At 57.4% G+C, this 12,884-nt stretch carries 11 protein-coding genes; 8 read left to right on the top strand and 3 right to left on the bottom strand.

Annotation, left to right across the window (positions count from 1 at the left end; all coding sequences use genetic code 11):
* Nucleotides 1-56 precede the first annotated feature (56 nt).
* Both AC0L2V_RS07540 and AC0L2V_RS07545 read left to right on the top strand, forming a co-directional pair.
* Nucleotides 57-1,997, top strand: coding sequence for a GNVR domain-containing protein (locus AC0L2V_RS07540; protein WP_236473250.1), 1,941 nt, complete (start codon nt 57-59; stop codon nt 1,995-1,997).
* Nucleotides 1,998-2,430: 433 nt separating this feature from the next.
* Complete coding sequence (locus AC0L2V_RS07545) at nt 2,431-3,297, top strand: sugar transferase (RefSeq protein ID WP_236473089.1); 867 nt, start codon at nt 2,431-2,433, stop codon at nt 3,295-3,297.
* A gap of 73 nt (nt 3,298-3,370) precedes the next feature.
* Here the strand turns inward: AC0L2V_RS07545 and AC0L2V_RS07550 are convergent, their stop codons facing one another.
* Together AC0L2V_RS07550 and AC0L2V_RS07555 are read right to left on the bottom strand one after the other, a co-directional pair.
* A complete protein-coding gene (locus AC0L2V_RS07550) occupies nt 3,371-3,613 on the bottom strand; it encodes a hypothetical protein (RefSeq protein WP_473509514.1) in 243 nt (80 codons plus the stop codon).
* Nucleotides 3,614-4,051: 438 nt separating this feature from the next.
* Nucleotides 4,052-4,270 (bottom strand): hypothetical protein, encoded by a 219-nt coding sequence (locus AC0L2V_RS07555; protein ID WP_473509516.1) that lies wholly within the window; start codon nt 4,268-4,270, stop codon nt 4,052-4,054.
* 365 nt (nt 4,271-4,635) lie between these two features.
* Here AC0L2V_RS07555 and AC0L2V_RS07560 point away from each other — a divergent pair, with 365 nt between their 5' ends.
* Together AC0L2V_RS07560 and AC0L2V_RS07565 are read left to right on the top strand one after the other, a co-directional pair.
* Entirely contained in the window at nt 4,636-6,285 is a 1,650-nt protein-coding gene (locus AC0L2V_RS07560) for an FG-GAP repeat domain-containing protein (protein ID WP_473509732.1), read from the top strand.
* 35 nt (nt 6,286-6,320) lie between these two features.
* The gene (locus tag AC0L2V_RS07565) at nt 6,321-6,647 is read left to right on the top strand and encodes a hypothetical protein (protein ID WP_473509517.1); all 327 of its coding nucleotides are present in this window, start codon (nt 6,321-6,323) and stop codon (nt 6,645-6,647) included.
* On the opposite strand, the gene AC0L2V_RS07570 is transcribed toward AC0L2V_RS07565, so the two are convergent.
* Entirely contained in the window at nt 6,633-8,330 is a 1,698-nt protein-coding gene (locus tag AC0L2V_RS07570) for a glycosyltransferase family 39 protein (protein ID WP_473509519.1), read from the bottom strand. The genes AC0L2V_RS07565 and AC0L2V_RS07570 overlap by 15 nt on opposite strands.
* A gap of 396 nt (nt 8,331-8,726) precedes the next feature.
* Here AC0L2V_RS07570 and AC0L2V_RS07575 point away from each other — a divergent pair, with 396 nt between their 5' ends.
* From AC0L2V_RS07575 to AC0L2V_RS07590, 4 genes are all read left to right on the top strand, one after another.
* Nucleotides 8,727-10,187 (top strand): UbiA family prenyltransferase, encoded by a 1,461-nt coding sequence (locus tag AC0L2V_RS07575; protein ID WP_473509521.1) that lies wholly within the window; start codon nt 8,727-8,729, stop codon nt 10,185-10,187.
* A 23-nt stretch (nt 10,188-10,210) separates the two neighbouring features.
* Nucleotides 10,211-10,636 (top strand): GtrA family protein, encoded by a 426-nt coding sequence (locus AC0L2V_RS07580; protein WP_473509522.1) that lies wholly within the window; start codon nt 10,211-10,213, stop codon nt 10,634-10,636.
* A 68-nt stretch (nt 10,637-10,704) separates the two neighbouring features.
* Complete coding sequence (locus AC0L2V_RS07585; protein ID WP_236473090.1) at nt 10,705-11,949, top strand: FAD-binding oxidoreductase; 1,245 nt, start codon at nt 10,705-10,707, stop codon at nt 11,947-11,949.
* The gene (locus AC0L2V_RS07590) at nt 11,946-12,692 is read left to right on the top strand and encodes an SDR family oxidoreductase (protein WP_473509524.1); all 747 of its coding nucleotides are present in this window, start codon (nt 11,946-11,948) and stop codon (nt 12,690-12,692) included. The genes AC0L2V_RS07585 and AC0L2V_RS07590 overlap by 4 nt, the downstream gene beginning before the upstream one ends.
* The last annotated feature ends 192 nt before the right edge of the window (nt 12,693-12,884 follow it).

A 12,884-nucleotide genomic window follows, 5' to 3' on the forward strand; every position in this document is an offset into this window, starting at 1 on the left:
GTTGTCATCATAACAGTGGCGCGGCTGCATGCTCGAACCGGGACCCATCGGTGGCGATGCTGCTCGACCGTTGCAGTTCGCCGCTCTTTTTGTTGCAGATATGGATTGAAGCCATGCTAGACCGGCCGTCGGCGGCAATTGCTCACAAGCCATGGCTCGGGGCGGACGCACCGCAGGACTTTATCAGCCTCGCTGACGTCGTCTCGTTTGCTCGGCAGTATCTTTTCTCGATTCTGGCGTTCGTCGTCGCCGGAATCGTTTTCGCCACGTTCTACTTTGCAACCTCGGATCCGATTTATTCGGCGCGCACCCAGATCCTAATCGAACCGAAGATACCCAAAAACCTTCAGCAGCAACCCGCCGAAGTGAACCTGTCGCTCGATACCGCTCAGGTCGAGAGCCAACTTGCAGTGCTGCGCTCCCAGAAGATCGCGATGATGGTGATCGATGACCTTGGACTCATGGACAATCCAACTTTCGGAGATCTGGACGGTCCGACCATAGGCGAGAGGTTTCGCAGAGCCTGGACGAGCATCGTCGATGCCGGCGGGCTCCATGCCGGCAATGCTGCGCTGACGGATTTCTTCCATCGCGTGCTTCCCTGGCCGGATCGAATGGAGGCGAACAGCCCGCAGCTGGAATCCGAGCGTCGGCGTCAGGCGGTGGAGATGTTCAGCGATGGCCTGGATATCCAGCGTGTCGGTGTCTCCTATGCAATGGACATCACATTCCAGTCTCAGGATCCGGCATTGGCGGCACGCATCGCGAACGCCACGGCGGAAGCGTTCGTGCGCGAGCAAGTGCAAACGACAACGGCAACGGCTAGCGAAGGCATCGCATGGTTGGAAAGGCGGATGCGGGAGGTCGGTGATCAGATGAACCGGGCGACCCGGGTCGCCCAGCAGTTTCGCGCAAAACACGACTACAGCATAGGTCAGGACGAGACGTCCGTCGCCGGACAGGACCTCGCACACAGCGAAGGACAGCCAACACACCAGATTACGCTGGAGCAGTTGGAGGTTACCGCCGACACCTATCGAAAGATGTATGAGAGCCTGCTCGCGGCGTATACAAACTCGGTCGACCAACAGCCTTATCTGATCGCCAATGCTCGCGTCATCACGTCCGCGACGAGCCCCAAGACGGCAAGTCGGCCGCGCAAGACGCTGATCCTCGCCTTTGGCACACTTGCCGGGATGGTAGCTGGCATCGGGTTCGCCGTGGCGCGACGCGGGCTCGATCGGAACGTGAGGACCCCGCGTCAGATCCGTCGCGAACTGGGCCTGGCCTGTGTTGGAGAATTGCCGCCGGTCAGCTTCAGGCGGGGTGGTTTTGGCCGGCTTGACGAGGTGCTCAGGAACCCGGACTCTTCATTCAGCGGCAGCCTCAGGAGCGTCAAGGCGATCATGGGCCTGGCCGGGGCCAACCCTTCACGGCGTCGCATCGGAATTACATCCGTGTCCCCCGGCGACGGAAAGAGCACCATTGTAAGCAATCTGGCGGCGCTGTGTGGGAGAGCGGGCACAGCGACCCTCGTGATCAACGCCGACGATAAGTCGGCACTGGCCAACGAACGTCTCTTTTCCGCCGATTTCAATATGATCGATCGGGATTCCGGCAGCCCCAAAGACATCGGCAAGCAAATCCGATACATTGAAAAGGCATCGTTTTATTACTTGAAGAACGATGCGTCGAATTCGGCGAATTTGCTTGTTCCCGATAATATGGAGAAATTGCTGAACGAAGTTGGTAGTTACAATATCGTCATTGTTGAACTCCCGCCGTTTAGTTCAGGAGCCGAAGGCCTTGCTCTCTGCCCGCTTCTTGATGGCGTGATTGTGGTGGCGCAGTGGGGCGTGACGTCGCTTGATCAACTGGAAGACCTGACGCAGACACTCAAAAGCACCAATTCTTCCGTCCTTGGCGTGTTGATGACACGTGTTCGTACTGTTTCGGCTCGGCGTTACCGGAAGCGCGCAAGTCAGGCGCCGCGCTGACATCCTGTCCTCCTCGCGGTGGCGTCGAGCTAATGCATGTCGCGCAAAAGCATGCCCTCCGGCTCGAACCGAGGGTGCGCAGCGGTCTCGCGCGACGACGACATGCATCAGACAAGAACTTAAAGCGCGTCGCATGAATCCGTTCAAACGCGACGCGCTTTAGAGCCCAGCGGCAAGTCTCGACGCCGCCCCGTCAATCCGGCACCTGTCAAAGTGAATCCGCGCCCCTTCAGGGCGTCGCGAGCCGAACAATCGATTCCGAAATCATGCCAGGCATTGGACGGAGCAGCCATTCGTCCGTACCCGGCCTAGCAACTAAGCGGTAGGCCACGCTGCCAAACACCCCCGATCTACCACCTTTTCCCTGCTTGCCGGAGATCAACCGTCGTCGCCAAAATGCAAACGAAAAGTTGAAATCGAGCGCAAGCGGAAAATGTCCAACGTGATCGAAAGTAACCTGCGGCAGTGCGAAGACCTGGCTATTGAAGGCTGGGTTCTACTGGTCGGAGCCAGGCCCGCCGCGACTTCGCTTCTTCGGCATGAAAGCGATGCGGCCGCGAGATCGAATACGCCAGACCTGTCGTCGCCTCAACTCAACGCAAGCCATGACCATGGCGCCGTTCCGTTTGAGCCGGACATGCGCACGGCGAGCATTGACGATGGTCCGCGGAGCGAAGGCCGACAGCCGCTCGGCGGTTGGGCCAAGAGGCTGCTGGATCTGATGGTAGCCTCGACAGCGCTCATCCTGGCCGGTCCGATCCTGGTTGTGATCCCGCTTCTGATCAAGGCGACCACAGGCGGTCCGGTGCTGTTCGTTCACCAGCGCATTGGTTTCGATGGAAAGGCCTTCGACTGCTACAAGTTCCGCACCATGGTGCGGAATGCCGAGGAGGTGCTCGAACAGCATCTGAGTTGCAATCCACAAGCCGCCCAGGAGTGGGCGGCCAATCAGAAGCTGAGCTGCGATCCGCGTATCCTGTTTTTCGGAAGGATGCTTCGCAAATCGAGCCTGGATGAGCTGCCGCAGTTGTTCAATATCTTGCGGGGCGACATGAGTTGCGTCGGCCCGCGTCCTGTCGTTGCCGACGAATTGCAACGCTATGGCGCAGCATCGCATGAATATTTGAAGACGCGGCCAGGACTGACCGGCCTCTGGCAGATAAACGGGAGAAACACGACCGAGTATTCGCATCGCGTATTGCTGGACACGCAGTACGTTCGGACATGGTCTCTACGCCGCGATCTTTCGATCCTGATGCGGACGATACCGGCCATGATGAAGTTCGATCAGACCTCCTGACCCTTGGCTATGTCAGAGGGCGCGGCAGAAACGGCCTCAAGCGATTGTCGCCCACAACGCATTGTCGCCCACTCTATTGTCGCCTTGGGCGATGCCGCAGCACGGCAATTGCAAGGCCGACCAGGTAGGCAATTTGGGTGACGACAACGAGATAAAACGTCGAGCGGATGGTGTTTGGAACAGACAGGTGAAGAAAACTGCCTACAGCGACGCTGGCGACGATCACCACCAAGGTCGCCACGATCAGCGCCGGCGCGCGCAGCGTAAACCCTATTGCCAGGGCAAGACCGGCAACGCCGACAATGGCAAGCAACACGGCGACCTCCTCCCAGGGTCAATCGACGCCGCGCAGATGAACCCTGTCCCAAGGAAATCAGAGTCGCTCGTTTTTGTGAAGCCCAACCTTTTAGCTCGGCGGTTCCGGCGGCGCAGTCAGGGTCTGGACCATCGATCGTCGGAGTGTGAAATGCAGGTTTCCGTCGTAGTGGCATTGATTTGCACGGGAATCCTGGCCCTCGTCGTCTATATGCGCTGGTCGATGATCACTGCGCTCATAGCCTCTCTGGCGTTTGCTGCGACGGCAATCGGGACAATAGCCTCGAGTCTCGCTTGGCGGCTCTTCTGTTGGCAATGCCGGTGGGGGCGGGGTGGTCGCGGAGGTCGACCCGATCGCGTCGAGTGTCCGCGCTTGATCCGCAGCCGAACCCTCATCAGGCCAACGATCTGGCTTTTTTGGCGGGCAAACGCAGCCACTTCAGTCTGCTCTGTACGGAACCTCGTCGAACATGAAGCCGGCGAGTTTAATGATGCGTAGGGCTTCCATCACCTGACGATCATCTATCGCGCCTTCCCAACTGGAGAGTATGGTGTCGACTTCGAAGTCGAAGCCGTGCAATCCCATGACATCGGCCAGGTTCCTGCGGATTTCGGCCCTGATGGCCCCATCCAAAGAAATGATGTTGTCCTTGCTCATCGCCGAACAACATTAGCGGATCTTAATATTTCCGGTACTTGACCGAAAGGGGGAACCCTTCATTAGCCAACTCGCGAAGGAGCCGATCGCCTTCACCTCAACCACGGTTCCGGCTTTGCCAGGACCGCGCCCTCAAACGTGGTACACATACTCCCTTTGGGCCTCTAACGGCCGCCTAGCCTCACGTGCTTTGCTCGGGCGACTTGGAGGCCGGATCATTCTCGGAGAAACGGTGGCCAAAAAGGCCCAGTCGAGGTTTTCCTATTCGAGCCGATGTCGTGAGCATTAAGGTCTTTCAGATGCTGTTGAGCACATTGGAACGGCGGAGACGGCACTGTGCCGCTTGGTGGACCTGCTTGCTGGCAATGGCCGTGATAGTGGGGTGCACGAAGTTCACGGCCAGCGAGCCGGTGTCGCTGTCGTCGGCTGCGCTGTGGGATGGCCTCGAATTTCGAATGCAAGTCGTCGACGATCGATCCGGCGACGTAAAGATGGTTGGTGACATTGACGGCGACGGCCTCTTCGACCTCGTGATCGGAGGCGAAGTCAAGGAAGCGTTGGTCTGGTATCGTGCACCGGGTTGGCGTCCATATCTGATCGGACGGCCCAAAAACCAGTTTACGACCGACGGTGCGTTGGGCGACATCGACAGTGACGGCGATCTTGACATAGTCGTTCCCGATGGGCCGGAAGGTGCCAATCTAGTGGGGTTCCAGAATCCACTGCCAAGCGGAGACCCTACCGATGGCGCACAATGGCTCCGTCGCGAGATCGGAGAGATCGGAGGTTGGGGCAAGGATGTCAAACTCGCCGATTTCGATGGTGACCGACGTCTAGATATTGCAACGCGGTCGCAAGATAGCGTCATCATCTTTTTCCAGAATGCTGACGGATCATGGATGGGCCGCCCTTTGACGAGCCGCGACTTTGGTCAGGAAGGGTTGGGTATAGGGGACATAGATGCTGACGGCATACAGGACATCGTCGTAAGTGGAGCCTGGCTAAAAAATCCAGGATATGCACAAGCACGAGTGGACAAATGGGAGAGTTATTCGATAGGGCCGGCACCTGAAAACTTCAAAACGGTCGTTGCAGATATCGATCAAGACGGCCAACCCGACGTCTTGTATTCATCCTCGGAGGACGTTGCAGACATCGTGTGGTACAAAGCCAAGGATGGAAATCCCCGAGGATATTGGAAAAGCAACAAAATATTGCCTCTCGTCGAGAAGGCGCACACCCTGACCGTCGGCGATCTGGACGGAGATGGCGATCCAGACCTCATGGTGGGTCAGATGCATACCTCCAGCGACCGATTGATCGCCGCTGTCTACAATATCGACGGGCGTGGTGAGATGTGGAGGGTCCAGGTCATCGGTCAGGGTGGAGTCCACAATGGCGTTCTCGCTGATCTCGACGCTGATGGTGATCTTGATGTTTACGGCTCCAATTGGGTGACGAATCCGCCAGTTCACATCTGGGTCAATGCGCTCGATTTGCCCCGCGACCGGTTGCCTCTGGACCGATGGGAACTCGCGGCTTCAATAGACACAGGGCAGCAAACATGCACCCTCTCAACAGACGACGTCGATGGAGATGGTGTGACCGATGTGGCTTGCGGCGCATTGGCATGGCGCAACACTGGAGGCGATCTTGCAGAGGGCTGGCCACGAGCAATCAACGCCAAGATCAAAAACTCCGCAAACGATGAATCGAATGGGCCGCGGCTAGTGTCACCCGATCTTGCGCCTCTGTCGGCTGCCGACCTCAACAGCGACAATGCGCCGGATGTGATCGCGGCGGGTACTACTGGGTTGGGCGGCCTTTATATCCTCGCCGACCATGGCAACGGTCGTCGAGGCCTGCAGTATATTAGCTCCGGCAGTTTTGTGGCCGCGCGAGCCGTTGACCTCGATGTCGACGGCGATCTCGATATTGTCGCCCTCTCCAATGGCGAATTTCCGTCGCTTTGCATTCTGCGCAATCTTGCGATTTCTCGCGATCGTCGGGGCTAAGAGAGTGCCGTCCACAAAACGGCTGGAGGCACTTTTTGAACAGCCTGCCGCGAACTGCGGGTAGACATCGCAACAAAAAGAAAATGCCGGGATCCGGCGACAGCAAGGAGCGGTCGCGCTTCACCGTAGAATGCGGCCCGTGGCTCCGCCTGCGGCATGCGCGTCGGCTTCGACAGGTCGAAGCTGACGCAAAAAAGCAATGTCATATTTCGGTCGACCTGCCCCATGCTTCGGAGCTGCACTCAGGAGAATGTCCGCTTGCTTCGAAACTGCAAAGGATTAACAGGCGCCGTTCGGGCACGCGCAAGCCGCCTGCTGCGTTGGTATGGCACGCCGAAGGTCAAACCTTAATCATCGCGTAGTTCACCCTGTGCCGTCGGATCGTGAGCGGAGTAGCAGGTATACTTTGACCAGGGTCCGGTTTGTGTCGCGTGGCAATCAACGCCCTCAATATCCTCCATGACGGTATGATCATATACTGCCGAGAATCCGCGCTCGCGAATTCGCCTGATCTTGCCTTCGAGGTCAGACGGTATGGGGTCGGGAGAGGGCCCCGGAAAAATGCTCCAGATGAGACCACGTCCAGGCTTCTCACTGAGAAAGCTGATGAGATGCGGCCTCGGATCGGAGTATCCCTGATAATCGGGAACGAACTCCCGGACCCTTACGTCGGCTCCGGCGCGGGAAAAATAAAAGCCGAACACTTTGGGATGCAAAAATTCGGGGTAGGGAGTTGGGAAGCCCTGATCGAGGATGAAAAGGACTTCCGAGACTCCAGCGTCCTTCAAGATCGCGCTTTCGTGCTCCCATGTCAGGTGTTTGTTAATTTCTGTAGAGCTTTGGACCCCCCAGATCAAGGCACCTGCAAAGAACACGGCAACTGTCGCGTAGCGTGCGCATAAGCGAGTGCTCGGCATTGCGTCGATGAACCATATCAAGCCGAGGAAAAGGCCAGGTGCAAAGGGGAACAGGAAGCGAGGCATGAAAGTAGGTCGAAGTACTGCAATGCCGAGAAAAAGGCATAACCCAAGGAAGCTTACCAAGGCGGTCAGGAATAGCGGGGATGATCGGATGGAGTTGCGCAGGCGCGCTATCCACAACAACGCGACGTTGGTCACGCGATAGCGGCGCAGCGTGCCTTCATTAGCCGCGTTTTTGGCATCGATGAGAAGCGCCGCACCAATGATGCAGACCAGGAGGAGGGCGACATAGATTTCGCCTGCCAGGAACTTCAACGCACGTCCGAGATCGAAGAGCGACAACGGCTTGAGCCAGAAGTTCTGAGAAGTGGTTATGTGCAAAATGGCTTCGTAGTGGCTCAGGAAGACCGCGGCAACTGGCGTGTAGGCAAAACCTGCAAAGGCAATCGCGAGGGGCCGCGTTCGCCAAAAAAGAAGAAGAAGCGACACCCCCTGGACTGCTGACATGACCAAGGTCGTGTAATGGTTCAGTCCGAGAAACAGCCCCGACAGCGCCCACCCGGTGATGTCCCCGGTCTCGTCTTTGCCCCGTAGCGCACGAAAGAAGAAAACGGTTTGCAACACGGAACCGAGCACCGTGAAGGCGTAGCTTCTCGCCTCTTCGGCGTAATACAAGCTGGGAATCCACAGCGCGATGATGATCGTGAACAAGGCCCTTTGATGCAGTGGCATCCGTCCGCGCAGCAGCATCCATGCCATTAATGGCGCAGCGGCGGTGGCAATCATGCCAGGCGCACGAATTGCAACGTTAGACACGCCGAAGAGTTGCCCCCACCCCCAGACAGTCAGGTAGTAGAGGGGTGCGTTTACATCGATCCCCAGAATCTCACGTGCCCCGCGCCAGTCCTGCAGTGCAATCGTCGCGGTCCACACCTCGTCATACCAAAACGCCTCGTCTGAGTTGACGAGCCAACGCAACATTGCCCCCATTGCAATGGCGGCAAAGACGCAAAATAGGGTGAACTTCCTGTCAATTCCGTCCTTGGGCTCTGAAGCGACACTGTTACCATCGATGGAATTGTTCTGAATGTTATTACCTGGCTCGACTTTGAGAACACTCACCATTGCCCCTGATCCCGCCATCGTTATTCAGGACGCATTTGTAATATTGGCTAACATAGAGATTTATCGCCGTTATGGATGCAATTTTGAACGCGGTCTAAACGTCTGGAGCTCCCGCGGTGCGCTACCAAGTTTTTGAACATCGCTGTGGCCAGTTCGAGACGAATTTCCATATGTGCCAAAGCTTTGTGCGGCCCAGCCGCCCCCGCTGCAACGCATCATAATTCGTCGAAACTCACACGATGGTGGTATCGTTTACTTCGTTTTGCGCGCTACGCTTCGTCAATGAGCGCAAAACTCACACGATGGTGGTATCGTTTACTCCGTTTTGCGCACTACGCTTCGTCATGCGCGCGTGATCTGCTCAGCTCTGCAAACTGCAGAGTGGGCGAAGCGCAAATGGCGCAAGAATCGATAGATGTCGAAGTTGCGGCGCCGCAGCCGGCTTGCCGTCGCCCGCTCGTTGTTGATATGGACGGGACACTGGTTCGTTCAGACCTGTTGATAGAAACCGCCCTGTCGGAGTTTGCACGCCGACCTCAATCTGCGGTCGACATGTTAAAAGCACTGAGGCTTGGCAAGGCTGCGTTAAAACAGTGCGCTGCTTCCTCGGTAGAGTTCGACGCGTCTGCGCTTCCATACGACGAAGCTGTGCTCAAAGAGATTGAGGCGGCGCAGAAGGACGGGCGGCAAGTCTACCTTGCATCCGCCGCTTCCGAACGCATCGTCAGAGCTGTTGCAGATCACTTGGGCGTTTTTGATGGGTACATCGGGTCGGATGCGACCACGAACTGCTCGGGCAAGACGAAAGCAGCCAAGCTGGTCGCAGTGTTCGGCGAGGGAAGGTTCGACTACATTGGCAACGATGCCGACGACCTGGCTGTCTGGTCAAAATGCGGAACGGCAATTGCAATCCGCACATCTGGACGGGTTTCCAGAAGGCTTGCGGCAATGCCTGTCGAAAAGGAATACCTGCCCCACCAGAAACCAAGCTGGCGGACATGGGCGCGCCTTTTGAGGGTGCACCAATACACAAAGAACCTTCTGCTGCTGGTTCCGTTGCTGGCTTCCCACCAGTTCACTGCCGAGAACCTGATCGAGCTCGGAATCGCATTCCTCAGCTTTTGCCTTTGCGCTTCGAGTGTCTACATTATCAACGACCTCGTTGACCTTCAGGCCGACAGGGCGCACCCGACCAAGCGGCATCGACCGCTGGCGGAGGGCAGAATCCAACTGATCCACGCGTTGCTCGCCGCGCCGCTGCTTTTAATCGCGTCATTCATCCTCGCTACTGGTGTGTCTCCTGCCTTCTTTGCCGTCCTCCTTGGGTACTCCGTCCTTACCACGGCCTATTCGTTCTACCTCAAGCGCAAGATGCTCATCGACGTCGTTACGCTCGCGATGCTCTATACGGTGCGCATCATTGCCGGGGCTATCGCGATCGGAGTGCACGTCTCTCCGTGGCTTCTGACCTTCGCCATCTTCATTTTCTTGGCGCTGGCCCTGGTCAAGAGATATGCCGAACTTGCCACACGCCTAGATCTCCAACTGTCCGAGCCTTCGAACCGGAACTACAAGTTCGAGGATCTCGGCGTGGTTGCCGCGTTTGCAGCGGCCGCGGGCTACAATTCCGTCACCGTGTTCGCGCTGTACATATCCTCGCCGGACGTGAACGTGCTCTACCAACGGCCGCAAATGCTCTGGTTCGTCTGCCCCGTGCTCATCTACTGGACCAGCCGTCTGGTGATGATTGCTCACAGGCGCAGCATGACCGAGGATCCGATTGTGTTTGCGATGACCGACCGCAACAGCCTGCTGTCATTCCTCATTGCCGGGCTAGCTGTCGTGGCGGCGGTCTAGGCAACGCGAAATGGTGTAACGATATGCGTTCCCTTCAATTCACAACATACGCGACCCGTTATGCGACTTTCGCAGTCATCGCGACGGCAGCCAACCTCCTGTTGCAGGAGGCAACAGTTCGCGCCGCACCGTTTTTCACTCTCTTCGTTTCAATCACGGTCGGCACCGTCGGGGGATTTGTCGTCAAATATGTTCTCGACAAAAACTACATCTTCTTTGATCCGTTTGAAGGCAGGTACCAGGAAGCCCGCAAGGTAACGCTCTACGGGGTGTTCAGCGTACTAACGACGATTATCTCCTGGGCCTTCGAAATAGGATTCTGGCACATTTGGGGGACGTCTCTTGCCAAATATTCGGGCGCGATTCTCGGACTTGCCATCGGCTATGCAACCAAGTTCGCCCTCGACAGCAGATATACCTTCCGTTCCGGGAGGCCACAGTGGAGCTAAGCGGGTGGGGACGGTATCCGAGGCACAGCAGCAACGTCGTCAGCCCGGGATCTCCTCGCGAACTGGCGATGCTGCAGCGGCACATACCGACCTACGTGGCGCGAGGCAACGGACGCTCATATGGCGACGCCGGTATCGGTGCAGGAGTGACGCTCGATATGCGGCGCTTCGACCGAATGAAGGGTTTCGACGAAACCTCGGGCTTACTGACAGTCGAAGCTGGTGTGTTGCTAGCTGACCTAATCGACAGGTTCCTGCCTCGAGGGTTCTTCCCTGCCGTGGTACCGGGCACGCGCTTTGTCACGATCGGCGGCATGATTGCTGCGGACGTTCACGGCAAAAACCATCATTGGGTCGGGGGCTTCGGCGATCATGTAGAAGCGCTGAAACTGATGTTTCCCTCGGGACAGACGGTCCGATGCTCCCGGGATGATAATTCTGACCTCTTCAAAGCTACGATTGGGGGGATGGGCCTGACTGGAACGATTGTCGAGGCTACGATCCGGTTGATCAAGGTCGAAACAGGATGGATGAGGCAGAACACTGTACGAGCTGAGAATATATTATCGGCCGTGCAGCTACTGACAGCTAATGAAGGCGCCAGCTATGCCGTAGCTTGGGTCGATTGCCTTTCCAGGGGAAACGCGCTTGGCCGCTCGCTGGTTTACCTCGGCGAACATGTCAGCCTTGACGCTCTCCAGGAAAGAAACCCGGGTGCACCGATCTACCCGAATACCCGTGGTCGCGGGATTGCTGTGCCATTGGATGCCCCGGGATTTCTTCTCAACAGGCACTCCATCCGAGCCTTTAATGCGCTCCGTTACGCCCGCGCACGCACCAAGGATGAACTGGTGACGTGGCAATCCTATTTCTTCCCCCTGGACGGCCTTGACCAATGGAACCGGCTCTACGGCCGCCGCGGGTTCCTGCAATACCAATTCGTTCTCCCCCATCAGACAGCGTCACGCGTCTTGCCTGAAATCATGGGAGAAATTGCCACAACGAGGGACCCGTCGTTCCTTGCCGTCCTCAAGACGTTGGGCAAGGGTGGCGGCCAGCTTTCATTTCCTATGCCGGGAGTCACGCTGGCTCTCGATTTTCCCGTATCCGACAGCATCTTCTCACTTCTGGATAGATTGGACCGCTTGGTCGTCGAAGGGGGAGGGCGGCTCTATCTGGCTAAGGACGCCCGCCAGCGGCCCGAAACGTTCGAGGCGGGCTATCCGAATCTTTCTGTATTTCGTCAGCAGCGCCGCGCGATTGGGGCCGAAGGACGGCTCGCGTCGATGTTGTCGAAAAGGATCGCAGTATGACGACACAACCGGGAACCGCCTTGATCATAGGCGGCACTTCGGACATAGGGAGGGCAACGGCCCTCGTCTATGCCGAGCATGGCTGGAAAGTGATCCTTACGGCCCGAAACGACGAAGAAGGCCTGCGGGAGGTCAACCACCTTCTCACCGCCTCGCAGGCCAAGGCCGAACTTTGCCGCCTCGACATCTTGGATACTGAGTCGTTCGGGCCGTTCATCAATTCACTCGGCACATTGCCCAATACAGTCGTCTGCGTGGTGGGAATGCTTCCAACCCAGTCGAGAGCGGTTGCCGACACGGCATACGCCTCACTGTCACTCCGTACGAATTTTGAGGGACCCGCAATTCTCCTTGGCATGCTGGCGGACCGATTCGAGAAGCGGGGCACCGGCACCATCGTTGGTGTCAGTTCGGTCGCCGGAAACCGCGGCCGCGCCTCCAACTATGTCTACGGCTCCGCCAAAGCCGGATTGACTGCTTTCCTGTCGGGGCTTCGAGGTCGATTGTGGCGCTCAGGCGTGAGGGTGGTGACGGTCATGCCGGGTTTCGTCCGGACCCGAATGACAGACGGGATGAAACTGTCACCATTTTTAACGGCAGAACCTGATGAAGTAGCCGAAGCCATCTACGAGGCTGCGGAATCGCGGCACCGCGACATCATCTACGTGAGAAGAAGCTGGCGTCTTGTCATGGGGGTAATCGCCGCGATGCCTGAGGGCGTTTTTAAGCGGGTCAAGTTCTAGGGGCATTGTGCAGATGAAGCCATTGCGCGCCGCTGCTGGCGAGATAGCTTCGGCAAAAGGGTTCGAAGCCTGCAACGATATTTCCGCCCCAGCGCTCGAATTTTGCGTACAGACTATCTGGATTTCTTATCCTGAACGATGTCCCGCGTCGCTGCAATGTTCCTACTATCCAAACGCAAGTCAAAGCGATCG

This window comes from Mesorhizobium sp. WSM4814, assembly GCF_055811595.1.

What these genes read in the sequence shown, in the direction of transcription:
- AC0L2V_RS07570 (WP_473509519.1), bottom strand. Translation starts at nt 8,330, where the DNA reads ATGGTGAGTGTTCTCAAAGTCGAGCCAGGTAATAACATTCAGAACAAT.
- AC0L2V_RS07555 (WP_473509516.1), bottom strand. Translation starts at nt 4,270, where the DNA reads ATGAGCAAGGACAACATCATTTCTTTGGATGGGGCCATCAGGGCCGAA.
- AC0L2V_RS07575 (WP_473509521.1), top strand. Translation starts at nt 8,727, where the DNA reads ATGGCGCAAGAATCGATAGATGTCGAAGTTGCGGCGCCGCAGCCGGCT.
- AC0L2V_RS07580 (WP_473509522.1), top strand. Translation starts at nt 10,211, where the DNA reads ATGCGTTCCCTTCAATTCACAACATACGCGACCCGTTATGCGACTTTC.
- AC0L2V_RS07590 (WP_473509524.1), top strand. Translation starts at nt 11,946, where the DNA reads ATGACGACACAACCGGGAACCGCCTTGATCATAGGCGGCACTTCGGAC.
- AC0L2V_RS07545 (WP_236473089.1), top strand. Translation starts at nt 2,431, where the DNA reads ATGTCCAACGTGATCGAAAGTAACCTGCGGCAGTGCGAAGACCTGGCT.
- AC0L2V_RS07560 (WP_473509732.1), top strand. Translation starts at nt 4,636, where the DNA reads ATGGCCGTGATAGTGGGGTGCACGAAGTTCACGGCCAGCGAGCCGGTG.
- AC0L2V_RS07585 (WP_236473090.1), top strand. Translation starts at nt 10,705, where the DNA reads ATGCTGCAGCGGCACATACCGACCTACGTGGCGCGAGGCAACGGACGC.
- AC0L2V_RS07540 (WP_236473250.1), top strand. Translation starts at nt 57, where the DNA reads ATGCTGCTCGACCGTTGCAGTTCGCCGCTCTTTTTGTTGCAGATATGG.